Source organism: Opitutaceae bacterium (assembly GCA_041395105.1).
GTDB lineage: Bacteria > Verrucomicrobiota > Verrucomicrobiia > Opitutales > Opitutaceae > B12-G4.
This window is the reverse complement of the sequence record JAWLBB010000001.1, coordinates 1,514,151-1,537,582: the sequence shown is the minus strand read 5'-3', so window position 1 is coordinate 1,537,582 and position 23,432 is coordinate 1,514,151. Positions and strand designations below refer to the sequence as shown.

At 60.9% G+C, this 23,432-nt stretch carries 22 protein-coding genes and 1 other RNA gene; 10 read left to right on the top strand and 13 right to left on the bottom strand.

The annotated features are described in order from the left end of the window. Nucleotides 1-92: 92 nt before the first annotated feature. Both R3F07_06085 and R3F07_06080 read right to left on the bottom strand, forming a co-directional pair. The gene (locus tag R3F07_06085) at nucleotides 93-518 is read right to left on the bottom strand and encodes a hypothetical protein (protein ID MEZ5275929.1); all 426 of its coding nucleotides are present in this window, start codon (nucleotides 516-518) and stop codon (nucleotides 93-95) included. After that, nucleotides 484-1,125 carry a hypothetical protein gene (locus R3F07_06080; GenBank protein MEZ5275928.1) on the bottom strand — a complete coding sequence of 214 codons (642 nt, stop codon included), beginning with the start codon at nucleotides 1,123-1,125 and terminating at the stop codon, nucleotides 484-486. The genes R3F07_06085 and R3F07_06080 overlap by 35 nt, the downstream gene beginning before the upstream one ends. A 500-nt stretch (nucleotides 1,126-1,625) precedes the next feature. Between R3F07_06080 and ilvB the strand changes: the two genes are divergently transcribed. Then, nucleotides 1,626-3,395, top strand: coding sequence for a biosynthetic-type acetolactate synthase large subunit (gene ilvB, locus R3F07_06075; GenBank protein MEZ5275927.1), 1,770 nt, complete (start codon nucleotides 1,626-1,628; stop codon nucleotides 3,393-3,395). Nucleotides 3,396-3,478: 83 nt separating this feature from the next. On the opposite strand, the gene R3F07_06070 is transcribed toward ilvB, so the two are convergent. Next, nucleotides 3,479-4,495: a glutamine synthetase beta-grasp domain-containing protein gene (locus R3F07_06070; protein ID MEZ5275926.1), complete on the bottom strand. Its 1,017-nt coding sequence runs from the start codon at nucleotides 4,493-4,495 to the stop codon at nucleotides 3,479-3,481. Between the two features lie 192 nt (nucleotides 4,496-4,687). Between R3F07_06070 and R3F07_06065 the strand changes: the two genes are divergently transcribed. From R3F07_06065 to R3F07_06055, 3 genes are read left to right on the top strand one after another with little or no spacing between them, the layout of a single operon-like run. Beyond that, complete coding sequence (locus tag R3F07_06065; GenBank protein ID MEZ5275925.1) at nucleotides 4,688-5,092, top strand: serine/threonine protein phosphatase; 405 nt, start codon at nucleotides 4,688-4,690, stop codon at nucleotides 5,090-5,092. Next, entirely contained in the window at nucleotides 5,082-5,942 is an 861-nt protein-coding gene (locus R3F07_06060; protein MEZ5275924.1) for a protein phosphatase 2C domain-containing protein, read from the top strand. The genes R3F07_06065 and R3F07_06060 overlap by 11 nt, the downstream gene beginning before the upstream one ends. A 3-nt stretch (nucleotides 5,943-5,945) precedes the next feature. Further along, on the top strand, nucleotides 5,946-6,341 hold the full coding sequence (locus tag R3F07_06055; GenBank protein MEZ5275923.1) for a gamma-glutamylcyclotransferase family protein: 396 nt from the start codon (nucleotides 5,946-5,948) through the stop codon (nucleotides 6,339-6,341). A 271-nt stretch (nucleotides 6,342-6,612) separates the two neighbouring features. Here R3F07_06055 and R3F07_06050 read toward each other — a convergent pair whose 3' ends face one another. From R3F07_06050 to R3F07_06020, 7 genes are all read right to left on the bottom strand, one after another. After that, the gene (locus R3F07_06050) at nucleotides 6,613-6,876 is read right to left on the bottom strand and encodes a hypothetical protein (protein MEZ5275922.1); all 264 of its coding nucleotides are present in this window, start codon (nucleotides 6,874-6,876) and stop codon (nucleotides 6,613-6,615) included. Between the two features lie 47 nt (nucleotides 6,877-6,923). Further along, nucleotides 6,924-8,090, bottom strand: a complete 1,167-nt coding sequence (gene dnaX / locus R3F07_06045) for a DNA polymerase III subunit gamma/tau (GenBank protein ID MEZ5275921.1) — start codon at nucleotides 8,088-8,090, stop codon at nucleotides 6,924-6,926. 9 nt (nucleotides 8,091-8,099) lie between these two features. Continuing rightward, an RNA gene (gene ffs, locus R3F07_06040) (signal recognition particle sRNA small type) lies at nucleotides 8,100-8,198 on the bottom strand. Between the two features lie 58 nt (nucleotides 8,199-8,256). Next, complete coding sequence (locus R3F07_06035; GenBank protein MEZ5275920.1) at nucleotides 8,257-8,814, bottom strand: flavoprotein; 558 nt, start codon at nucleotides 8,812-8,814, stop codon at nucleotides 8,257-8,259. A 54-nt stretch (nucleotides 8,815-8,868) separates the two neighbouring features. Then, on the bottom strand, nucleotides 8,869-9,378 hold the full coding sequence (locus R3F07_06030) for a hypothetical protein (GenBank protein ID MEZ5275919.1): 510 nt from the start codon (nucleotides 9,376-9,378) through the stop codon (nucleotides 8,869-8,871). Further along, entirely contained in the window at nucleotides 9,375-9,662 is a 288-nt protein-coding gene (locus R3F07_06025) for a hypothetical protein (protein MEZ5275918.1), read from the bottom strand. Before R3F07_06025 ends, R3F07_06030 begins: the two co-directional genes overlap by 4 nt. Further along, nucleotides 9,655-10,245, bottom strand: coding sequence for an RNA polymerase sigma factor (locus R3F07_06020; GenBank protein ID MEZ5275917.1), 591 nt, complete (start codon nucleotides 10,243-10,245; stop codon nucleotides 9,655-9,657). Before R3F07_06020 ends, R3F07_06025 begins: the two co-directional genes overlap by 8 nt. Nucleotides 10,246-10,561: 316 nt before the next feature. Between R3F07_06020 and leuA the strand changes: the two genes are divergently transcribed. Further along, nucleotides 10,562-12,253, top strand: coding sequence for a 2-isopropylmalate synthase (leuA, locus tag R3F07_06015; protein MEZ5275916.1), 1,692 nt, complete (start codon nucleotides 10,562-10,564; stop codon nucleotides 12,251-12,253). Nucleotides 12,254-12,732: 479 nt separating this feature from the next. On the opposite strand, the gene R3F07_06010 is transcribed toward leuA, so the two are convergent. Further along, complete coding sequence (locus R3F07_06010) at nucleotides 12,733-13,872, bottom strand: LptF/LptG family permease (GenBank protein MEZ5275915.1); 1,140 nt, start codon at nucleotides 13,870-13,872, stop codon at nucleotides 12,733-12,735. A 158-nt stretch (nucleotides 13,873-14,030) separates the two neighbouring features. On the opposite strand from R3F07_06010, the gene rlmN reads away from it, so the two are divergent. Continuing rightward, nucleotides 14,031-15,158, top strand: coding sequence for a 23S rRNA (adenine(2503)-C(2))-methyltransferase RlmN (gene rlmN, locus R3F07_06005; protein MEZ5275914.1), 1,128 nt, complete (start codon nucleotides 14,031-14,033; stop codon nucleotides 15,156-15,158). Nucleotides 15,159-15,561: 403 nt separating this feature from the next. Beyond that, nucleotides 15,562-16,446, top strand: a complete 885-nt coding sequence (gene metF / locus R3F07_06000) for a methylenetetrahydrofolate reductase [NAD(P)H] (GenBank protein ID MEZ5275913.1) — start codon at nucleotides 15,562-15,564, stop codon at nucleotides 16,444-16,446. Nucleotides 16,447-16,512: 66 nt separating this feature from the next. Here metF and R3F07_05995 read toward each other — a convergent pair whose 3' ends face one another. Together R3F07_05995 and R3F07_05990 are read right to left on the bottom strand one after the other, a co-directional pair. Then, a complete protein-coding gene (locus R3F07_05995) occupies nucleotides 16,513-16,929 on the bottom strand; it encodes a translation initiation factor (protein ID MEZ5275912.1) in 417 nt (138 codons plus the stop codon). 21 nt (nucleotides 16,930-16,950) lie between these two features. Next, a complete protein-coding gene (locus R3F07_05990) occupies nucleotides 16,951-17,181 on the bottom strand; it encodes a hypothetical protein (protein ID MEZ5275911.1) in 231 nt (76 codons plus the stop codon). A 214-nt stretch (nucleotides 17,182-17,395) separates the two neighbouring features. Here R3F07_05990 and R3F07_05985 point away from each other — a divergent pair, with 214 nt between their 5' ends. The 3 genes from R3F07_05985 (at nucleotide 17,396) to lpdA (ending at nucleotide 23,227) form a co-directional block, all read left to right on the top strand. Next, a complete protein-coding gene (locus R3F07_05985; GenBank protein MEZ5275910.1) occupies nucleotides 17,396-20,113 on the top strand; it encodes a 2-oxoglutarate dehydrogenase E1 component in 2,718 nt (905 codons plus the stop codon). Between the two features lie 9 nt (nucleotides 20,114-20,122). Continuing rightward, the gene (gene odhB, locus R3F07_05980; GenBank protein ID MEZ5275909.1) at nucleotides 20,123-21,364 is read left to right on the top strand and encodes a 2-oxoglutarate dehydrogenase complex dihydrolipoyllysine-residue succinyltransferase; all 1,242 of its coding nucleotides are present in this window, start codon (nucleotides 20,123-20,125) and stop codon (nucleotides 21,362-21,364) included. A gap of 453 nt (nucleotides 21,365-21,817) precedes the next feature. After that, entirely contained in the window at nucleotides 21,818-23,227 is a 1,410-nt protein-coding gene (gene lpdA / locus R3F07_05975) for a dihydrolipoyl dehydrogenase (protein MEZ5275908.1), read from the top strand. The last annotated feature ends 205 nt before the right edge of the window (nucleotides 23,228-23,432 follow it).

Sequence of the window (23,432 nt, the reverse complement as noted above, 5' to 3'; positions counted from 1 at the left end):
AGCGGAGGGAAAAGCCAGCCGGACGGCGAAAGTCAACCTATCGGCCAGGCCCGTTTCTGCGGGACGTCGGACGTGGAAATCCGCCCGCCACCCTACTCCCGCACGTTTGAAAGGACCGCGTTCATGACCTCGCTCCACGAAAAGGCGGCAACCGAGGCATCGTCGTCGACCGCAAACAACAGCCCGTCCGGGAACCGCTCGTGGGGTTCCGGACTGAAACAGATGCCATCCGTATTCAAGGTCCGCTCACCGGAGAAGGTTCCCAGCCAATCCAGACTCTCCCGGTCAAAGAGATGGAATAGATTCGTCGTCTTTCCCTGGTCCGTCGCAATCCAGATTCCGTTTTGCAAGTCCAGAGCGATTCCCTCCGGTTGGTATTTGAAGATCCCTTTCCCGATGGACTGACCGGTAAACCTCCCGCCGAGGTCGTAGATCTTGATATCCATCCCGTCAGCCATGTCCTCGTCGGCGACGAGAAGCCGATTATGGACGCTGTCGGCCGCAATCGATTCCACCACGTGAAGGTTGCCCGGACCGGAGAGTATCCCCAAAGACCGAAGTCAGCTCTCCTTCAACGCTGTCGGCGTGCAACTCGACCCCATAAACCTTCACCCGACGGCCCAACTCAGCGGCCGGAGGCACTTCACCTGCCTCCGTCTCGTAATTGTCCGTCACATAGACGGTGATCTGATTCTCTCCACCCGCCTCGATCATAGCCAGACCATAGGGTTTGATCAGCTCTTCTGTCCCGAAAATACCGATGGATCGGAAATCCGGAAGCGTCAGCACCTGCACCCGATGATTGTCGCGTTCGACCACGAAGACGAGGTCTCCGTGAACGAGGATCCCGTTCGGCCGGGCAAACTGACCCGGAAGATCGCCAAGACCGCCCACCCGGCGGATGAACGCCCCGTTGATGCCGTCGTATACGTGGATGCAATGACTGGACTTGGCCGTGGCCAAGAGCCAGTACTCACCGGAGGGGCCAGTCCAGGTCGCGACCGAATCGATGTTCTCCGCTGGAAACGATGGGGTGAAGAAGAATTCCTTCAATTCTGCGGGTTCCTTCCCTGAAAGGAGGGTCGTGACGAAGACGGAGGCGGACAGGATCAATCGGATCATCATCAAGAGCAAGTCTCGGATCCGTCGGCCGTCAACGGGAAGCGGTCGCGTCACCGAATTGTCACCTGACGGGCCCGGCTTGACCGGAGATGAGGATCGCTCGGGGGGGGCGGTACGGAGATCGGCCGCTCAAGCGAACGCGTGGTCAAGAACCTGAGGGATCAATAGATGACATGGGGGAGTTGTCAGGACCACCGAAAGTGGCCGGACTGACAAGTGTATGAAAAATCCCCCCATATCATCTTTTCTTGTCCCATTGGCCACGTCCAGGTCGACCTCCAGTTCCTTTCGCAGACCGGGCAGATGGGCCGCCAGGTACGATCGGCCCGGACGGCCCACCACATCCCCAATCAAAAGAACCCTGAACACGTGGGAGATTGTCGGAACCCACCCTGACCGCGGCAAGGCCGTATAAGGGGTCTGGATTGCTTTTCTTCCGGGAATCCGGGCTTGCTTCACCCCCGGGCCCTCTCATCCTTTCGACGTTTTTACCCGTTCACGTCATGAAACCTGCCAATCAAGTCGCCACCTTCCCCAAGCCGGACATCGGGCCTGAAATGAAAGGCGCTGAAATCGTCATTGAATGCCTCGCACGCGAAGGCGTCGATACGGTCTTTGCCTACCCGGGTGGTGCCTCGATGGAGCTTCACCAGGCCCTCGCCAAATCGCAAAGCATCCGGACCATCCTGCCCCGCCACGAACAGGGAGGCGCGTTCGCGGCCGAGGGCTATGCCCGGGCCAGCGGCAAAGTCGGGGTGTGCATGGCGACCAGTGGACCCGGCGCGACCAATCTGGTCACCGCGATCGCGGATGCCTTCATGGACAGCACGCCGCTGGTCGCGATCACCGGCCAGGTCTACCAGAAGTTCATCGGGAAATCCGCCTTCCAGGAGACCGATTTCTTCGGGATGACCCTCCCGGTCGTCAAACACAGCTACCTGATCCTCGACGTGAACGATATCCCTCACGTCATCAAGGAGGCGTTCCTCATCGCACGCACCGGCCGTCCCGGACCAGTCGTGGTGGACATTCCCAAGGATGTACAGCAGGCCCTGTCCCGACCGAATTTTCCCCACGCGATCGAGTTGCGCTCGAGCAAGATGCCCGCTCACGCCACCGACGAGGAACTGAAGCATATTCTCGCACTGATCAGCGCGTCCACCAGGCCCGTCCTCTACGTCGGCGGCGGCGTCATTTCGGCCGAAGCCAGCAATGATCTCAAAGCCTTTGCCGAACGGACACGGATACCGGTCGCCACCACCCTCATGGGTGTGGGCGCCTTTCCCGAAACCCATCCACTCTCCATGAAGTGGTTCGGCATGCACGGTTCCGCCTACGGCAACTGGGCGGTCCATCAGTCGGATCTGCTCCTCGCCTTCGGGGCACGCTTCGATGACCGCATCACCGGTGACCCGGCCCGCTTCGCCCCGGAAGCGTCCATCGTCCACGTCGATATCGACGCCTCGGAACACAACAAGAACAAACGGGTCGATCATCCGATCGTCTCGGAGATCGGATACGCGCTCCGGCGGATGAACGAATTGATGGAGGCTCTCAAGTTCAAGGCCCCCGACACCGGGGCCTGGCTTGAGAAAATCGAAGGATGGAAACGCGATCACCCGTTCAGTTACCGCAAGAGCAAGCATATCCTGCCCCAGGAAGCCATTCAAACTCTTTGCGAACTGACCAAAGGCGAAGCCATCATCACAACCGGGGTCGGCCAGCACCAGATGTGGTCCGCCCAGTTCTACGACTTCAACAAGCCGCGCTGCCTGGTCAGTTCCCTCGGGCTGGGCTCGATGGGCTACGGATACCCGGCCGCGATCGGGGCCAAGGCCGCCTTCCCCGACCGGCAGGTCATCGATATTGACGGAGACGGTTCCTTCCTCATGAACATCCAGGAACTCGCCACGGCCAAGATCGAGAAGATCGGGGCCAAGGCGATGGTCCTCAACAATCAGCATCTGGGCATGGTCGTTCAGTGGGAGGATCGCTTCTACAACAGCGTGCGCGGCCACACCATCCTCGGCGATGCCTCCAATATCGGGACCCCGGAGAACCTCGGGGGCATCTACCCGGATTTTGTCACCATCGCCCGGGGCTTCGGTGTGCCCTCGCGCCGGGTGCATCTGAAGTCTGAACTGCGGGAAGCGATCCAGGAGATGCTCGACTGCGACGGCCCCTACCTGCTCGATGTCATCGTGCCCTACAACGAGCACGTCATCCCAATGATTCCGGCCAGTCAGTCGGTCGACGAGATGATCATCGAATAAGGAGCTGTCCCCGAGACGCCGCGCCCGCCAAAGAAAAACGCCGCCCCTTGCGAGGCGGCGCCGAAGAGAGTCAGGACCCAGGATCAGCTGGTCGGGACCGTGCTGATCGTCTTGAGAATCCGCGACGCGATCTTGTAGGGATCTCCCTGGGAGTTCGGACGACGGTCTTCGAGGTATCCCTTGTAGCCGTTATTGATGAAGCTGTGCGGGATACGCACCGAGGCGCCACGATCGGCCAGGCCATAGTTGAACTTGTCGATCGACTGGGTCTCGTGCAGGCCGGTCAGACGCAGGTGATTGTCCGGACCGTAGACGGCGATGTGTTCGTCCCTGTACTTGTTGAAGGCTTCCATCAGCTTCTCGAAGTATTCCTTGCCGCCGACTTCACGCATGTACTGGGTCGAGAAATTGCAGTGCATGCCCGAGCCGTTCCAGTCACCCTTGATCGGCTTGCAGTGCCACTCGACATCCACGCCATACTTTTCGCAAAGACGAAGAAGAAGGTAACGGGCAACCCAGATCTGGTCCGCGGCAGTCGCGGATCCCTTGCCGAAGATCTGGAACTCCCACTGACCCTTGGCCACCTCGGCGTTGATCCCCTCATGGTTGATCCCGGCGTCGATACAGAGGTCAAGGTGCTCATCCACGATGGCACGGGCGATATCGCCGACATTGGCGTAGCCGACTCCCGTATAGTAACCGCCCTGAGGGGCCGGATATCCGGTTTCCGGAAAACCGAGAGGACGGCCGTCCTGGTAGAGGAAATACTCCTGCTCAAATCCGAACCAGGTGCCCGGATCATCCTCGATCGTCGCACGGGAATTCGTGGGATGCGGGGTGCCGTCCGGATTCATTACCTCGGACATCACCAGGAAGCCGTTTCGTTTGGTGCTGTCCTTGAAGAGCGCGACCGGTTTCAGCAGACAGTCCGAGTTCTTGCCCTCGGCCTGCTTGGTTGAGCTGCCGTCGAATCCCCACATCGGGCAATCCTCCAGCGAAAAGGTATCCGGGTCGCCGTCGACGACTTTAGTCTTGCCTCGGATGTTGGCTACAGGGGTGTAACCATCAAGCCAGAGGTATTCCAGTTTCAGTTTGGCCATATTTGTTTGGTGTATTCTATGGGAGTTGTCTTCAAGATGGATCGACACCCGAAACGACGGCATCTGACCCTGCGCATGTGATTCACAGGCAACCCCACCAGTCAGCACAATACATGCCACAGATAAAGAGAAAATTGCCAATCCTCCGGAAACCTTCTTCATTACCCTCTTTTAACCTCCCCTCCACGGCTGATGCATGAGATCAAGGATACCGGTCGCGCCATTGTCCGGATCGGCTACGACGGCCGCGTCCACAAGACATTCCGCGGCCCCAAGGCCCGGGAACGGTTCGAAAACGAGGTCAAGGTGCTGCGCTATCTTGAGCAGGTCGGGTGCGATTTCGTACCGCGCCTGCTCGAGGCCCATCCGGAAACGCTCAATATGATCACCACCAATTGCGGTTCCCGGGTCGATCACCTCAGCGAGGAACGGATGAAGGAACTCTACGACGAACTCGAGACCTTCGGAGTTCGCCATGAGGACGCCTTCCTTCGAAACGTCACCTACCGGCAGACCGACGGGCGTTTTTGCCTGATCGATTTCGAGTTCGCCACCATCCTCAACGACCCCCCCAAGCCCGCCGTCGATGCCGGATGACACCGAGGAGACCCCGGCCGGGCATCTTTCCCTACGCTGGTCGGCCAAGACCCATCCCGGGAGTGTCCGCCAGAACAACGAGGATTCATTTCTCGCCCTGACCTTTGACGGCCGGGAGATGCAGGTTCTCGGACGCATCGGGCAGAAGACAGTCGAAACCAATGACTGCGTCTTCGCCGTCAGCGACGGGATGGGCGGAGCGAAGTCCGGCGAATTCGCCAGCCGCCTCGCAATCGACGGCATCACCCGTCTGCTGCCCAAGGGATACCGCCTGAGCGCAGCCGGGCTTTCCAGCGGATTCTCAGACCTGCTTCAGGAACTTTTCATCGGGATTCACCAGAGCCTGACCCGATTGGGATTCAGCTACGAGGAATGCCAGGGGATGGGGGCCACCCTCAGCCTGTGCTGGTTTACGCCCGAGTGGATGTTCTACGGCCATATCGGCGACAGTCGGATCTACTACCTGCCCAAAGGGGGATCCCTGAAGCAACTCTCCCACGACCATACCCACGTCGGATGGCTCTTTCGAAATGGCTCGATTTCCGAACGTGAAGCCCGCGACCACCCTCGAAAAAGCGCCCTCCAGCAAGCCCTCGGAGCCAATACCCAGTTCATCGAACCACAGATCGGGGCGGTCGGACTGGAAGCCGGCGACCGGTTTCTTATCTGCTCCGACGGCCTGATCGACGGACTGTGGGACCGACATCTGGAAGAAGCCCTGTCCACCGAGGAGCCGATTGACCCGAAGATCGCCGATCATCTGGTCCAGATCGCCGTCGAGAACTCGGGAAAGGACAACTGTACCGCGATGGTCATCGAGGTGGCCACGGACCCTCTCGAATCGATTTGATCGGTGACTTCCCCCGTCGATTATCCAGCCGAAGACCATCTGGTCTTCGTTTACGGCACCCTGATGCGGGGATACGAAAACCATCCGTTTATTGAGGGGCAGCGCTTCCTCGGCGAGGCCCGCACCCGGCCCGGCTACAGGCTTCATCAATTGACCGGCTACCCGGGGATGGTGGTCCACCCCGGGGACGCAATCGGCATCCCAGGGGAGCTCTGGGCCGTAACCGAAGCCTGCCTGCGCGAGCTCCACCGCCTGGAGGGTGTCAACGTGGGGCTCTACGCCTATGAGCCGGTCCGACTCCAGCCGCCATTCGAGCACCTGCCGACCTTTACCTACCTCTACCTCCCCGGCACCCTAGGCCGGCCCGTGATCGAGGGCGGATGGACCGGGGGAACGTGACGCGGTCGGCCGGAGGGCGGAGGACCGACGGAAGTTGCCGGAGACATTCCCTAGCCGATCTGAATGGTGCCCGGCCAGCCTCATGCGGCTCCGAGACAAGACGGCGATCATACCCCTTGACCACGCGCCATTCCTCTTGGCTGCGTGTTGTTGAAAGTGCCTTGGGCAGGGAATGCCGTCACGTCTGCCTTATCAAAACGCCCCCCGGTTGGTTGGCTCTCGGATCCAGGTCCGAAACCTTCGCCCCACCGTCCCTCCTCCCAACCCCTGCTCAGCGCAGTGCGTCCTTGTCGAGCTTGCGGACGCCGATGAACTTGGCCCGAAAGAGCTCCTCGAGAAGATCACGATTGGACTCCGGAAGTCGATCGACAACCGCTTGGAGCCTGGGTGCGGGACCCAGCAACTCATCCGGGTTTCCGGACGGAACCGCTTCGCCCCCGGCTCCGGACACCTCCGGCTCCCAATCGGTCGGAAGATCCTCTCCGCTGTCCCCCTCGTCGGGGAAGGGTGATTCCTCCGGCCGGCTCGATGCCACCGGCTCCAACCCGGTTCTTGAGACTGGAGGCGTCGGATTCTCCCGGATCAGGCGCTCAGCCGGGACTTTTTTTTTTGGCCGTCTTCCGCGGCAGGTTCCCCGGTCTGCGCGGCCAGTCCGGTCAGCTCGCGGATCAAGGTATCGATGGCGCGCGCCCGGCTGTTCTCGATCGCCCGAATCAGGGTGACCTCGAAATTGACCTTCTCGGACAGCCCGAACTTCAGGCTGTTTTCGCCTTGCCGGAGCCCGTCAATCAGGCGTGCCAACGCCTCAGTCGTCATCGACGTTCCCAACAGGTTCGATCGGCCGTTACCTTTGACCGAGTCGAGCATCGCATCCTGGGCGACTTCCTGAAGATCGATCAACACCCGGAAGAGATCCCGCCCCTCGGAATCGAAGCGGTCGATCAGGGCGACCACTCCGGCAAAATCAGCCGCAGCCACCGCCCGGGCAAGCGCGGTCACGTCGGCTTCTGAGACCAGGCCATAGACCTCCAGCACGTCACTCTCTGTGATGGTCTCTCCGCAAAAGGCGATCATCTGATCGAGGATGGATTGAGAATCGCGCATCCCGCCGTCAGCCAGGCGGGCCACGGCGGCCAGGGCCGCGTCGTCGGCGGCAATCTTTTCCTCGGCGCAGATCAACTTGAGGCGTTCGATGATGACGTCGTCCTGGATGGGCTTCAGGTCAAAGCGCTGACACCGGGAGATGATCGTCGGCAGGACTTTCTGCGCCTCCGTCGTGGCGAAAACGAACTTCACATGCTCCGGAGGCTCCTCGAGGGTCTTGAGCAGGGCGTTGAAGGCCTGATTCGAGAGCATGTGGACTTCATCGATGATGTAGACCTTGAATCGTCCCTGGGACGGCGCGTAGCGCACATCGTCACGCAACTCCCGAACCTGGTCGACCGAGTTGTTGGAGGCTCCATCGATTTCGATGACATCCATCGAACTGCCCTCGGTGATCGAGACACAGGCCGGACAGACTCCGCAGGGTTCGGCCGTGGGCCCCCGCTCACAATTGAGCGCCTTGGCAAACAGGCGGGCCGTGGTCGTCTTTCCTGTCCCGCGAGGGCCGACGAAGAGGTAGGCGTGAGCGATCCGATTGCGGGTTATCGCGTTACGCAACGTCCGGATGACATGATCCTGCCCGACGACCTCGTCAAAAGACTGGGGACGCCACTTGCGGGCGAGAACCTGGTATCCGGTGGACATGGGAAAAAGAGTGGCCAGGCACACTACGGCACATGTGAAACGTAGTTGCCGTTGCTACCTTCCGGTCCTGGCGGAGTTCACTCGCCCGACATTGCATAGGGCCTGGCCAATGGGGAACCTAGGCCCGTCCGGATGCCTTTCAACCCCAAAAGGGAGGTTTCAGTGATTACTCTCCCGCCAGCATTTCCTCGATCCGCTCAACGATCTGCTCAACCGGCCAGAGCCGGCCGATGCCTTCATAGCCGCAGGCGAGCATCCCCTCCTCCGGCCCGACAAAGGTGTTCCCGCGGGACCTGAGCGTCTCCAGATTGGCCTGGGTCGCCGGATGGAGGTACATTTTCCCGTTCATGGCCGGAGCGATCAGGACCGGTGCCCGGCAGGCCAGGTAAAGGGAGCAGAGAAAATCCGGAGCCAGACCGTGGGCAAACCGGGCGATCACATCCGCCGTCGCCGGAGCCACCACCAGCAGGTCGGCCCGGTCGGCAAGGTCAATATGTCCGGGCTGCCAGCCGTTGCCTTCATCCCAGAGATCCGTGGCGACCGGGTTCCGGCTCAAGGCCTGCAGGGTCAAGGGAGTGATGAACCGGGCACCACCTTCGGTCAGGACCACATGAACGGACGCTCCCGCCTTGCGCAGGCGGCTGACCAGATCAGCTCCCTTGTAGGCGGCAATCGAACCCGTGATCCCGACCACGATCGTCTTCCCGGTCAGCGTCGTTTCCATGGCCGGGAAGGGTGGCCGGGATTCCCCTCCGGAGCAAGTGCCTCTTCCAGATTCTTACGGGCCCTCAGGCGGCGGCTCCGGAAGTGGCGGCGGCTCCGGCGGCGGAGTCCCCTCGCCTCTGCGCCAACCCCCATCACGCGGACCGGGTCCCGATCCTTTCCGGTCCATTCCGTCCTTGTGCCGGCGAATCATCATGCTGTTCGCCCGCTCACGGCGTTCTTTCTCGCGGACCCTGAAAAGAGCCGCCTGCTCCGGGGTCAACTCGGCCTCAATCCGCTGGACCATCTCGTCGTAGATCCGCGCGAATTGCGCCATGCTCTCGCGGCGGACAACACGGATCTCCTCCGAGATCTGTGCGACGATCGGCCGGATCGCCTCCGCCTGCTCCTCGGACAAGGCCAGTTCACTGGTCATCCGCTGCATCTGCCGATCGGTCAGATTGGTGATGTTCGGCGGGCCCGGCGGGCGCTTCAAGGCGAGAGCCGCGAACCCACCAGCCACACAACCGACCAGGAAAATGGCCACCAGATAGAGCGTGATCTTGAATTTCTCAGTGGAACTCATGGCAGGAAAAGGTCGGCGGCCGCTTGATCGACCAGGTCAATATCAGTGTAGGCGGAGGCCTGGTTGCTTGAAAAATGGACCGCCACGGCCGCAATCGCGACCAATGAGGCCAGCCCGAGCGCTCGAAGAGAAAGCATTTCCCAGAGGGGCTCGGTCTTCTCGCGCTCGAAGGCGAGCGCCACCACCCGCGAGGCAAAACCCAGGGGAGCCTGCGCATCCGGGCCGTCCGGAACCCGACGGGCCCAGGCGACCAGACGTTCCCAAGACTGATTGTTCTCACTCATGGCTTTCCTTTTCTTTGAGTTGTTCAAATGCCTTCTGCAATTTCTTCCGCGCCCGAAAGGCCCTCACTTTGATCAGGGTCGTGTTCCACCCGGTCATTGAGGCAATCTCCGCCAGACTCCGCCGTTCCAGATCCAGCAGCGTCAGGATCGTCCGGTCCTTCGGGCTGAGTGTGGCCAGGAGCCTGCCGACCAACTCCCGGGCAGCAAGGGCATCAACCGGGTCCGGTCGGTTCGAAGGGTCTGCCAGATTTTCAATCAAGCGGGCCTCATCCTCGGAGAAATCCGCCATCCGGAATTCCGGGCGACGCTTCTGCGACCGCAACTGGTCGATGCAGGTCGTCACCGCAATCCGTGAGACCCAATGCGGAAAGGGAACCGCACCGTGATACTGATGCATTCGGTTGAACATCTTGATGAAAATATCCTGAGCCAGATCCTCCTCCGCCGCCCGGCGGGGGAGATGGGAGCGCACGATCTTGATGACCAGAGGATAGAGGTGATTGACCAGGTCGCGACTGGCTGCCTGGTCCCCCGCCCGCACCTGCGCGAGGCAACCCGGCAGGTCAAATGAATCATCCGTCATGGTGGTTCGAGATCATGAGACTCTTTCCATGAAGAGATGACGCCGCAAGCCGCGAAAGGTTACGTGTTCCGGGCAACGTCGGGAATCAGCGGCTTAAGGTCGCTTGACAGGGTCCCGCGACGCACCTAATCCAATCAGACGAATGACCACCATGACCCAGACCCGCCTGCTTCGCCTTTCTGCGAATCGACTTACCCCTGCCTAGCAAGGGATCGGCGCGGCCTGCTGTTTTCAGAGAGCATTCATTCCTGGCTCACCGGCGCCGCTCCGACGGTCCCCGGTCCTCCTTCTGGTCGACGATATCACGTCCACGATCATGCAAAAAGAGCCCATCAAAAAGTATCGACCCTTCCCGAAAATCGATCTGCCCGACCGGCAATGGCCGTCGCGGTCGATCGATCGCGCGCCCCACTGGTGCAGCGTCGACCTTCGGGACGGCAACCAGGCGCTCGCCATCCCCATGGGGGTGGAGGAGAAACTGGCACTGTTCGAAACCCTCGTCCAGTTGGGTTTCAAGGAGATTGAGGTCGGTTTCCCGTCCGCCTCATCAATCGAATTCGAATTCATCCGCCGGCTGATCGATGAGGACCTCATTCCGGACGACGTCTCGATTCAGGTCCTGACCCAGAGCCGCGAGGAATTGATCCGCCGCACCTTCGAGGCCATCAGCGGCGCCCGGCGCGCCATCGTTCACCTCTACAACTCCACCTCCCCCGCCCAGCGTCGCCTGGTCTTCAACCTGGACCGCGAAGGGATCAAGCGGATCGCCGTTGACGGTACCCGCCTCGTCAAGAGCCTCGTACCGACCGTTCCCGAAACCGAGGTTGTCTTCGAGTATTCTCCCGAGAGTTTCAGCAGCACCGAACTCGATTTCGCCCTCGAAGTCTGCGAGGCCGTCACCGACATCTGGAATCCTTCACCTGGGAAACCCATCATCCTAAACCTGCCGGCCACGGTAGAGGTGGCCACGCCCAATGTTCACGCCGACCAGATCGAATGGTTTTGCCGTCACCTGAAACGTCGGGATTCCACCCTGATCAGCCTCCACACCCACAACGACCGGGGAACCGGCGTGGCCGCGACCGAATTGGGTCTGCTGGCGGGAGCCGACCGGGTCGAAGGCACCCTCTTCGGCAACGGCGAACGCACCGGCAACGTGGATATCATCACCGTGGCGCTCAATCTCTACACCCAGGGAGTCGATCCCCGGCTCGACTTCTCCAATATCAACCAGGTCCGGGAGATCTACGAGAGCTGCACCCGGATGGAGGTTGCGCCGCGGCATCCGTACGGAGGCGAACTGGTCTTCACCGCCTTCTCCGGATCGCACCAGGATGCGATCAACAAGGGACTTGCGCACCAATCGGGGGACCCCGCGGAACTCTGGGAGGTGCCCTATCTGCCAATCGATCCCAAGGACATCGGGCGCAATTACCGAGCCATCATCCGGATCAACAGTCAATCCGGCAAGGGCGGCGTCGCCTACGTCATGGACAAGACTTTCGGATTCCAGCTGCCCAAGGGCATGCATCGCGAATTCGGCCAGCACATCAATGTGCTCGCCGACCGCAAGGGGCTCGAGATCAATCCTGAGGAGGTCTACGAGGCCTTCATGGCCGAATACATCAACCGGACCAGTCCATTCCAACTCGAGAGCTTCCGCACTCAGACCTCGGAGGACCGGAAGGTGGATTGTTCAGCCCGGTTGAGGATACGGGGCGCAGTCGTCGGGATTGAGGGACGCGGCAACGGACCGATCGACGCCTTTGTCCACGGACTCGCCGCCAAGGGCGTCCGGCGGTTCGAACTCACTTCCTACAACGAACACTCGCTCGGATCCGGCGCGGATTCCCAGGCGATCGCCTATATCCAGATCCGGGCCGGCAACGGCCAGACCTGCTACGGCGCCGGCATGGATACCAACATCGAGATCGCCTCGATCAACGCCGTGCTCAGCGCTCTCAATCGGGCCGAAGCCAGTGGAATCCCCGTCTTTGACCCGTCCTGAGAAGCAGACCCGACCAAAGCTGAGGAACCCATCCCGTCCCCTCCTTTCTCTGTGCCTCCGTGCCTCTGTGAGAACCACTCTCTGTCGGATATCTCTCACGGAGACACAGGGGCACTGAGCCAATCAATTACGTTTCTGCTCCTCATTCGGGTGCTGCCAGTTTCCATCAACACCCGACCAAAGCTGAGGAACCCATCCCGTCCTCTCCTTTCTCTGTGCCTCCGTGCCTCTGTGAGAACCACTCTCTGTCGGATATCTCTCACGGAGACACAAAGGCACAGAGCCAATCAATTACGTTTCTGCTCCTCATTCGCGTGCTGCCAGTCTCCATCAACACCTGGCCGAAGGTGAGGAACCCATCCCGTCCCCTCCTTTCTCCGTGCCTCCGTGCCTCTGTGAGAACCACTCCCTGTCGGATATCTCTCACGGAGACACAGGGGCACTGAACGGATTATCGGCGTTTCCGCTCCTGGCTCGGGTCAGGCCCGTCCGAATCGATAACAGAGGGTAAAGCCGAGTATCTGAAAAAGGATGTTCGGGACCCAGAGCATGAGATCGGGCCGGTACTGCGGGAATTTGTCCAGCAGGCCGGCCATGTTCATCATGAAATAGAAACCCATCGCCAGGACCACCGCGACACCGAGATTGGCCGAGGTCTCCTTCCGGCTGACCTGAATGCCCAGCGGAATGCCGATCAGGGTCAATGAGAAGACCGAATAGGCAAGGGAGAGGTCCTCGTGAATGTTCAGCCGGATGTCCATGCGCCTGTCCTTGCGTTCCGCTTCGGTCAGGTTTTCCGCCGGATCGCCCAATCGCCTGAATTCGGCGAGCAGCTCGGGCAGGTTCATGTCCCCGATGCGTTTCTTCACCTCCTGACGACCGAAGATCTGCCGCAGCGGCAGCTGAATGCTGGCCCGGTCAAATGCGAGGATCGGGCGCATTTCCGAGAAATCCTCCGGTGAATCGGTGCTTCGGAATTCCGACTGGCCCTGGTTCAGGACCAGGATGAGGTAATTGTCCTTTTCGTCGTATTCGAAACGCCCCGACTGAGCCCGGATGAATTTCACCGCCCGCTTCCGGTTGTCCAGCTCCCAGATCCAGAAGTCGCCCAGCTGGTTGTCCTGCTTGCTCCCGACATAGATGATATAGCCGGGAAACTCCCGAATAAATGAACGCTCGACAATGAAACTGAGCGGGTTCTTCTTGACCGCGTCCCGGATGATCTCCCCATAACGCGCCTTGGCATTGGGTGCGTAGTGGAAATTCATGACGAGACTGACCGCCACCCCGAGCACCGCGACAAAGATGATCGGCGCACTCATCCGGACAAGGCCGATCCCGGCCGAACGCATCGCGATGACCTCCCGGTCGGCCGAGAGTCGCCCCAGGGTCAGAAGCACTCCGGTCAGCACCCCGAGCGGGAGTGCGTAGGAAAGCACGAACGGAATGAGCAGCAGGATCATCTCACCCGAGGTGGCGAGGGAGAGCTGACCCTGGGAAAAGAGCTTGAAAAGATCCCGCATCGCATTCCCGAGAACCAGGATGAAGACGAGCACGCCTATCGCCCCCAGACAGGTGGAGACCACACTCCTGAAAATATAGCGGTGGAGAATCGACACGATCAGCAGGGTGTGGCCACCGGCACCCGAGCGGCCGGGGCAAGGCGGACTACCGGTCGACGGATTGCGTTCTTGTTTGCGGTCGGTCTCTCAATCATCGTTCTTGGTGGCTCGGCGGAACGGCACCTTTGTGCAACCTGCGCCGGGATTTTCCAATCGTGAAATTCATACCGGAAAAAAGACCCATCCAGGGCGAATCCATCGCCTCCCTGACCGAAGCCCTCGCGGCCGTCGGCCAGCCGGCCTTCCGCGCCCGCCAGGTCTTCGAGTGGCTTTACCAGAAAAGGGTGCGTGACTGGGATTCGATGACCAATCTTTCCCGACCGCTGCGGACCTGGCTGGGGGAGACCTTCGACTTCCAGCCGGCCCGGCGCATCCTGAGCCGAACGTCGGACGACATCACGGACAAACTCCTGCTCCAGCTCAGGGACGGATCCCTCATCGAGACGGTCATCATCCGTGCACCCCAATCCGGGGTTGGCCGGGACGAGTCCCGCAAGACGATCTGCATCTCAACCCAGGTCGGCTGCGCCTACGGGTGTCGATTCTGTGCGTCGGGTCTCGCCGGATGGAAGCGCGATCTCTCCACCGGCGAGATCGTCGCCCAGCTTCTCGAAGTCTGCGCCGGGGAAGACGATCGGACGATGCGGGCCGACCCGTCACTTGCTTCCTTCGACAATATCGTGGTCATGGGCATGGGTGAACCTCTCGCCAATTATGACAATCTCATCCAGGCCCTGACCATCGCCAACGACCCCCTCGGGCTGGGCTTCGGCGCCCGCAGGGTCACTATTTCGACCTCGGGCCTGGTCCCCCAGATCCTCAGGCTCGCCGAGGAACCCCTCGGCTTCCGCCTCGCCATCAGTCTTCACGGCGCAACCAACGAGGTCCGGGACCAGATCATGCCGATCAACCGCAAATACCCCCTCGAAGAACTGCTGCCGGCCGTCCGGACCTTTTCCCGCCGGCATGGGCGGATGCTGACCCTGGAATTCATCCTGATCGAAGACGTCAATGACTCCATCGAACAGGCGGAACGACTGGCCGAAATCGCCCTGGACCTCCACGCCCATGTCAACCTCATCCCCTACAATACCGTCGATGGCCTCGACTGGAAACGCCCGAGCCTCCGACGCCAGGACCGCTTCCTCGGCCTCCTCAAATCCCAGGGCGTCTCCGTGACCATCCGCCGGGAAAAAGGACACGACATCGCCGCCGCCTGCGGCCAACTCCGCCTCAAAGTCGAAAAAGACGGCCAAATGGTCGACGCAGAAGCCAGGAGGTAGACGAAACCGGTCAGAGGTCGGAAGTCAGGGCCCGACGAACCTGGCGCGCCCCCGCATCCGGTATTCTTAAGAGACACACCCTCTCTCCCCCTTTCGTTACCTTCGTTCCTTAGAGGCTGTTATGCACTTTGAATTCATGGTCACTTTCGCAAGTCATTGCTGGTCTGGTGTAGCCACTTCGCTGCGTCGGAGTGTTCCCTTGCCTCGAGAACGCCGACACAGCGGCGTTGCTACATTTCTTCGCATCTGACGCCTTGGCGGGCTGTTCGTACAGGGTCATCCACGCTGAAAGTGCATAACAGCCTCTACGCGAAGCGGGTGTGAATCCCCTCCCCACATGCCCCCTCTGAATCCACCAAATTGACTTTACATATCAACATATTTAGATGTTTTGATATGTTTTGTGACTTCTGATCCCAGGATTTCCGATCTCTTCGACACCGAAGAGCCCATCCACTCGGTTGAGTTCTTTCCACCGAAGGACGATTCCGGTTTCGGCGCCCTGCGGGCCACGGCGGATGCGCTCACCGCGATCAAACCGTATTTCGCTTCCGTCACCTACGGGGCCGGGGGCACCACCCGGGACCGGTCGGCCACCGCCTCCGAGCTCCTTCGACGGGATATGGGCTTCGTCGTCATGCCTCACCTGACTTGCGTGGGCGCCACCCGGCTGGAACTCGAGGAAACCGTCGATGGAATCCATCGGAACGGCTTCCGCAATATCATGGCCCTGCGGGGTGATCCTCCCAAGGGCGAGGTCACTTTTCGGCCGGATCCCTCCGGACTCCGTTACGGGAGCGATCTGGTCGCCCTGATTCACAACCGCCACCCGGATATCTGCATCGGGGTCGGCGGTTATCCGGAAAAGCATCCGGAAGCGCGTTCGGAGTCCGAAGACCTGGCCCATCTCAAGACCAAGGTTGATGCCGGCGCCTCCTTCATCACCACCCAACTCTTTTTCGACAACTCGGTCTACTTCCGGTTTGTGGAGCGGTGCCGTTCCATCGGGATCACGATCCCGATCGTTCCCGGATTGATGCCCGTCCTCTCCCTCAAGCAGATCGTCCGTTTCACCGAAATGTGCCGCGCGACCCTGCCGCGGGAGCTGGTCTACCTTCTGGAAAAGGCCGGGAGTGACGCCCGGCAAGTGGAGGATGTCGGCGTCAATTGGGCGGCCACCCAGATCGAGGAGCTTCTCGCCAAAGGTGCACCCGGCTATCACCTCTACATTCTGAACCGCTCCCGTTCCGCCCTGGCCCTGGCGGAAAAGCTGCGGGACCCGTCCTGACACAGCCCTGCCCCGATCTCAGGTCTCCGATCGTCGAAGTCCACCGCCCGGCGGCACCTCCACCCCTCACCCACCCGCCCGCACCGGACGGAATCCGTGAGTCACGAGTATCTCCAGGACCGCCTCGACCCGGTCTCCCTGAAGCTCAATCCGACCCGCCTTGAGTGTTCCACCCGATCCGGTCTTCCGCTGCATCTCCCGCAGCATGTCCTCGATCTCCGGCTTGGAGATCTTCTGAAACCCGTCGACCGCCGTGACGATCTTTCCACCGCGTCCGGCCGACTCCCGACGCACATCAACCCGCCCACGCCACCCCGGCTTCTTCTCGCGCCGGGACCTGCCCGCACCCGCCTCCCCGGAGGCTGCCGACCGAACCGGCGCCACCGGCAATCCCTCCGCCTCCAGACCCGCAAACGGATTCTGCGACAGGGAAACCTGGTTCCCGCTCGTCGGAATCCTGTTCGGTTTTTCGCTCGCACTCATCAACTCTGCCCTCCCGCCCGCTCAGCGCGGCGCACACCTACCCCGCGTGACAACCCCCTCGCCACCAAGAAAATCGAGCGCCTTGGCATAGCTGCGCCGTTCAAGAAAATGGGCCAGCTGCGGGTGCATCTTTCCGCGATACTCCGCAGACAACGCCTCCAAGGCATCCATCCCGTCCAGTGTTTCCTGTGTATCAGAATCCTTAATGCCTTTGAGCAAGCGGATTAGGGCGGCTTTAATCTCGTTTTCCATCTGGAGTTATTTCCGTATTACTATTTTGATAATCAACACTTTGGATCAATCAAGCACCAAGCGCGGTCGATCGGGAGTCCTCCGCGGCAGACCCGAAAGATCACGGGGTTTGCCTCCCGGTCAATCCTTGCGCATCATTAAGTGTCCTGAACACTGTTGATTCCCTCTGGCTTGCCGCCGTCAAACCAGAGGCTATTCCTTTTTCCCTCATCCGATGACAACCTACGCAAACCGTTCGAACCTCGAACTGATCGACACCTACTACGAGAGCTGGCGAAACGACCCGTCCTCGGTCGACGCTTCCTGGCGCTCCTTTTTTGAGGGATTTGAGCTCGCGGCCAACGGCGGACGGACCGGGGTGACGGCATCCGCCGTGGTGGACGGACACAAACAATCCCAGGTTGACAGCCTGATCTACGGCTACCGGACCCTCGGGCACGCCCAGGCGGACATCGACCCCCTTTCCGATAAGCCGCCGCCCGATCCCCGGCTCGCGCTCGGTGAGTTCGATCTCACTGAAGCGGACCTCGAGTCGGTCTTCGACAGCGGGCATTACCTCGGCGGTGGTCCGATGCGACTTTCCACCATCATTGAGGGACTCAAGGCGACCTACTGCGGCAAGCTCGGGATCGAATACATCCACATGCAGGACACGAAGGCTCGCCGCTGGATCCAGAACCGGCTGGAGCCGATCCGCTCGACCCCCGACTACCCGGCCGAGAAGCAGATTCGGATCCTTCGAAAAATCTACGCCGCCGAAACCTTTGAATCCTTTCTCCAGACCCGGCATACCGGCCAAAAACGCTTTTCGCTCGAAGGCGGCGAGACCCTCATCCCGGCCCTCGATGCCCTGATTGAACACTGTGCCCTGCTCGGACCCAAGGAAATCGTCCTCGGCATGGCCCACCGCGGCCGACTCAACGTCCTCGCGAATACCATCAAGAAGTCCTACGAGTTCATCTTCCGCGAGTTTGAGGAGAATTATATCGCGGATACCGTGGCCGGAGACGGCGACGTGAAATACCACCTCGGATACGAGTCGACCATCCAGAGCAAACTCGGCCCGGAAGTCGACATCTGCCTCGCGGCCAACCCGAGTCATCTGGAGGCAGTCGACCCGGTCGTCCAAGGCAAGACCCGCGCCCGCCAGCGTCTGCGCGGCGACCTCGACCGCAAACTCGTCATTCCCGTTCTGATTCACGGCGACGCCGCATTCGCCGGCCAGGGCATCGTCGCCGAGGTCTTCAATTTCTCGCAGCTTCCCGGCTACCGGACAGGTGGCACCATCCACATCGTGGTCAACAACCAGATCGGCTTCACCACGACACCGACCGAAGCCCGCTCCACCCACTACTGCACCGACATCGCCAAGATGATCGAGGCGCCCATCTTTCACGTGAACGGCGACAGCCCGCTTCACGTCGTTCTCGCAGTCGAGGCCGCCCTCGAATTCCGCCAGAAGTTCCAGCGGGATGTGGTCATCGACATGGTCTGTTACCGCAAACACGGACACAATGAGACCGACGAGCCGATGTTCACCCAGCCCATTCTCTACCAGAAGATCGCCAAGCACCCGCCGATCAGCCAGATCATGACCGCCCAGCTCGTTGAGTCCGGCACCATGACGCAGGAGGAGGTCAAGGCAATCGAGGAAGAGTACCGCGAATCCCTTGAAGCCGCCCTCGCCCGGGCGAAGAAAGCCCAGGAGGAAGCCAACCAGAAGGTCAATCCCTTCGAAGGATCGACCGCCACCTTCCAGCCTCCCTATTCATTTGAACCGGTCAAAACCCGGGTTGCGCTCGATCTCCTCGAGAAGGTGACCCGCGGTCTCACCCGGATTCCCGAAGGTTTCAAGATCAACCCCAAGCTGAAGCGGTTCCTGAAGAACCGACTCGACGGCTTCGAGAACCGGACCCCGATCGATTGGGCCTTCGGCGAAGCCCTTGCCTTCGGGACCCTCCTGGTCGAGGGCACCCCCATCCGCCTTTCCGGTCAGGACAGCGAGCGTGGCACCTTCAGCCAGCGCCATGCCGCCCTTCACGATATCGAGACGCGCGAACGTTATGTTCCCCTCCTCCATCTCGATTCCCAACAGGCCCGCTTCTGCGTCTACAATTCGCTTCTTTCGGAAGCTGCCGTGCTCGGATTCGATTTCGGCTACTCCCTCGATTATCCCCAGATGCTCTGCCTCTGGGAAGCCCAGTTTGGCGACTTCGCCAACGGCGCCCAGGTCGTCATCGATCAGTTCATCACCTGCAGCGAATCCAAGTGGCAGCGCGTCAGCGGGATCGTCCTCCTCCTGCCCCACGGCTACGAGGGGCAGGGACCCGAGCACTCCTCCGCCCGCCTGGAGCGCTTTCTTCAAGCCTGTGCGGAAAACAATATCCAGGTCTGCAACCCGACCACCCCCGCCCAGATGTATCACCTGCTCCGCCGACAGATGAAGCGTTCCTTCCGCAAACCCCTCATCGTGATGGCACCCAAGAGTCTCCTGCGCCACAAGGACGCCGTCTCTTCCTGGGATGAGCTGACCGATGGCTCCTTCTGCGATATTCTGGTCGACCCGAACGCACCGAAAAAGGCCAGGCGGGTCATTCTCTGCAGCGGCAAGGTCTACTACGATCTCAACGCCTACCGGACCGAGAACAAGATCAACGACACCGCCATCATCCGGGTCGAACAGCTTTACCCGCTGAACAAGGAGGCGCTCAAACAGGCCGTTCATGCCCATCGGCAGGCCACCTCCTGGATCTGGTGCCAGGAGGAGTCGAAGAACATGGGCGCCTGGACCTATATCCAACCCGAACTCATGGACCTCTTTCAACGCGACTTCACCTACGCCGGTCGGGACCGGAGCGCCAGCACCGCGGTCGGTTCCCTCGCCCATCACAAATACGAACTGGCGGAACTCCTCAAGGCCGCCTTCAACTGAATCCTTCCAATGGCCATCGACGTCAAAATCCCCTCCATGGGGGAATCCATCACCGGAGGCATCCTCGCCGCCTGGCACGCCAAGGACGGCGACTTCGTCAAACGCGACCAGATCCTCTATGAGCTCGAGACGGACAAGATCACCTCCGAGGGGGTGGCCGAATCCGACGGACGCCTCTCCATCGAGGTGGAGGAAGGCGCCGAAGTGGAAATCGGACAGAAGATCGCCACCATCGATCCGGATCAGAAGGCCGGCGATGCAGGCACGGCAGCACCCCAAGCCGAGCCCAAGGCTCCCGAAACCGCGGCAGGAACGGCCCCATCCGGCGCCATTTCTCCAGCCGTTCGCAGGATTGCCGGGGAGTCCGGAGTCGATCCGGCCGCCGTCCCCGGCAGCGGCAAGGGCGGACGCGTGACCAAGGGCGACATGCTCGAGGCGGTCAAGGCATCCGGGAAGCCCGGACCCACCCCTGCAAAAGCCGACGCCCCTCCCCCGGCTCAGGCCCGGGAAGTCCCCGTCACCACCCCATCAGCAGGCAGCGCCTCCCCGACCGATCGGGAAACCCGGAGGAAGATGTCGCCCCTGCGCAAACGGATCGCCGAACGCCTGGTCACCTCCCAGCAGGAGGCCGCCATCCTCAGCACCTTCAACGAGGTCGACATGAGCGCGGTCAAGGATCTCCGTTCCCGCTATCAGGAGACCTTCTCCAAGCGTCACGGGATCAAGCTCGGGTTCATGTCCTTTTTCATCAAGGCCATCGTCCACGCCCTCAAGGAAGTCCCGGCCGTCAACAGCCGGCTCGACGGCGACTCCATCGTCACCCAGCACTACTTCGATCTCGGTGTCGCCGTATCCACGGATAAAGGACTGCTCGTCCCGGTGCTGCGCAATTGCGACCAACTCTCCCTCGCCGAGATCGAGAAGGAACTGGCGGCCTTTGCCCAGAAGGCCCGTGACGGAAAGATCACCATCCAGGACCTGGATGGAGGCGTCTTCACCGTTTCCAACGGGGGCGTCTTCGGTTCCCTGCTCTCCACCCCGATCATCAACCCGCCCCAGGCGGGTATTCTCGGCATGCACAGCATCCAGGATCGACCGGTCGCACGGGATGGACAGGTCGTCATTCGGCCGATGATGTACCTGGCCCTTTCCTACGACCACCGCCTGATCGACGGCCGCGAAGCCGTCACCTTCCTGGTCAAGGTCAAGGAGGCGATCGAAGATCCCGCCCGTCTCGTCATCGGCGTGTAGTGTCCGGCCTGAAGAACTACGCTGGTGGACCTGGACGATGGTCGGAGGACTGTAGGAGAGGCTTTACGCCTCGATTCGAAGCCCAACCCGGAATTCGAAAAACACAAAGAACGAAAGAATCATAAGGAAGAATCCGTAGCACCCAACCTCATCAATCCTCCAAATTCCTCCCTTCCGTTCTTTGATTCTTGGTAGTTTCCCTCTCCTTTTCGTGTCTCTCTGTGCCTCTTCGTGGCCTCAACTCCCCCCTTTCCTTCGTGTCCTTCGTGGATAGAACCGAGGAATCCCTCACTCAAAAACAAACCCGTAAGCCGCGTTTCTCCGAGCTGTATGGCTCTACGAGCAGGAGGCCTTCGTTCCTTCGTTACCTTCGAGTTCAACTCCCTCCCCACCTTCGTGTCCTTCACGGACAGGCCCACTCCCTGATCCTTCCCACTTCCAACACCCTCAACTGTGCCAAACCAATCCTTTGACCTCGTCGTAATCGGTGCCGGACCCGGCGGCTATGTCGCCGCCATCCGCGCCGCCCAACTCGGGCTGAAGACTGCCCTGATCGAGAAACGCAAGACCCTGGGCGGAACCTGCCTGAACATCGGCTGCATCCCGAGCAAGGCCCTCCTCCACCTCAGCGAACAGTTTCACTTCGCCGCCCACGATGCCGCCGCAGTGGGCATCAGGACCGGAAAGGTGCAGCTGGATCTCGCCGCCATGATGAAGCGCAAGGAGTCCGTCGTTTCCGGCCTGGTCAAGGGCGTCGACACCCTCGTGACCAAGCGGAATATCCATCGCATCGAGGGAACCGGCCGACTGACCGGTCCGCACTCCGTCCAGGTCACGACCGCCGGAGGCATCGAAGACCTCGAGGCCGGGCACATCATTCTCGCCACCGGCTCGATCCCGATCGAGCTGCCCAGCGTGCCCTTCGATGGTTCCACCATCATCTCAAGCGAGGAAGCCCTCGCCTTTGACTCCGTTCCCGGGAAGCTGGTCGTGGTCGGGGCCGGCGCCATCGGTCTCGAGCTCGGCTCGGTCTGGTCGCGCCTCGGCAGCGAGGTGACCGTAGTTGAATTCCTCCCACGCGCCGCCGCCGGATACGACGAAGATATCGGACGCCATCTCGAACGCTCCCTCAAGAAACAGGGCCTGCGCCTTGAGCTTTCCGCCAAGGTGACCGGTTGGGAGAAGGGCTCCGGAAAGAACAGGGCCGTCCTGAAAGCGGAGCGCGATGGCAAGGAATTGACCTTCGAAGCCGACAAGATCCTCGTTGCGGTCGGGCGTCGACCCTTCACCCACGACCTGGGTCTTGAATCCGTCGGCATCGAGCTGGACCGGGCCGGCCGGGTCAGGACCGACGCCCACCTGAAGACCTCGGTCGATTCCATCTACGCCATTGGCGACCTCGTCGCCGGACCGATGCTCGCGCACAAAGGTGAGGAGGAAGGCGTCGCGGTCGCGGAGCGGCTCGCCGGGCGGGCCGGTCACGTCAACTACGACGTCATCCCGAACGTCATCTACACCGATCCCGAAGTGGCCGGTGTGGGAATCACCGAAGCCCAGGCCAAAGACAGGTCCATCGAGGTCGCCGTCGGGAAATTCCCCATCGGGGCCAACGGACGCGCCCTCGCCACCGGCTCAACCGACGGATTCGTCAAGGTGATCGCCGACGCAAGGACCGACCGGATACTCGGCGTCCAGATCATCGCGCGCCACGCATCGGAGCTGATCGCCGAAGCCGTCGCCCACATGGAATACGGCGGCAGCGCCGAAGACCTCGCCCGCACCGTCCATGCCCATCCGACGATGTCGGAAGCCCTCAAGGAAGCGGGCATGGCCGTCAGCAAATCGGCGATACACTCACTCTAGAGGGAGTCAGGACCGATCTGGATTGTAGCCACGCCGCTGCGTCGGCGTTTCCGAGAGGTAAAGGGCACCTCGACACAGCGAGGTGGCTGCACAAATGCGGAAGATCAGAATTGTGGCTTGGTGCCATTCAATCCTGACCCGAATGGCACTGAGTTAAGGGGAATTCAGGAGGGATCACGAAATGTAGCCGCGGCAGTCTCTTGCC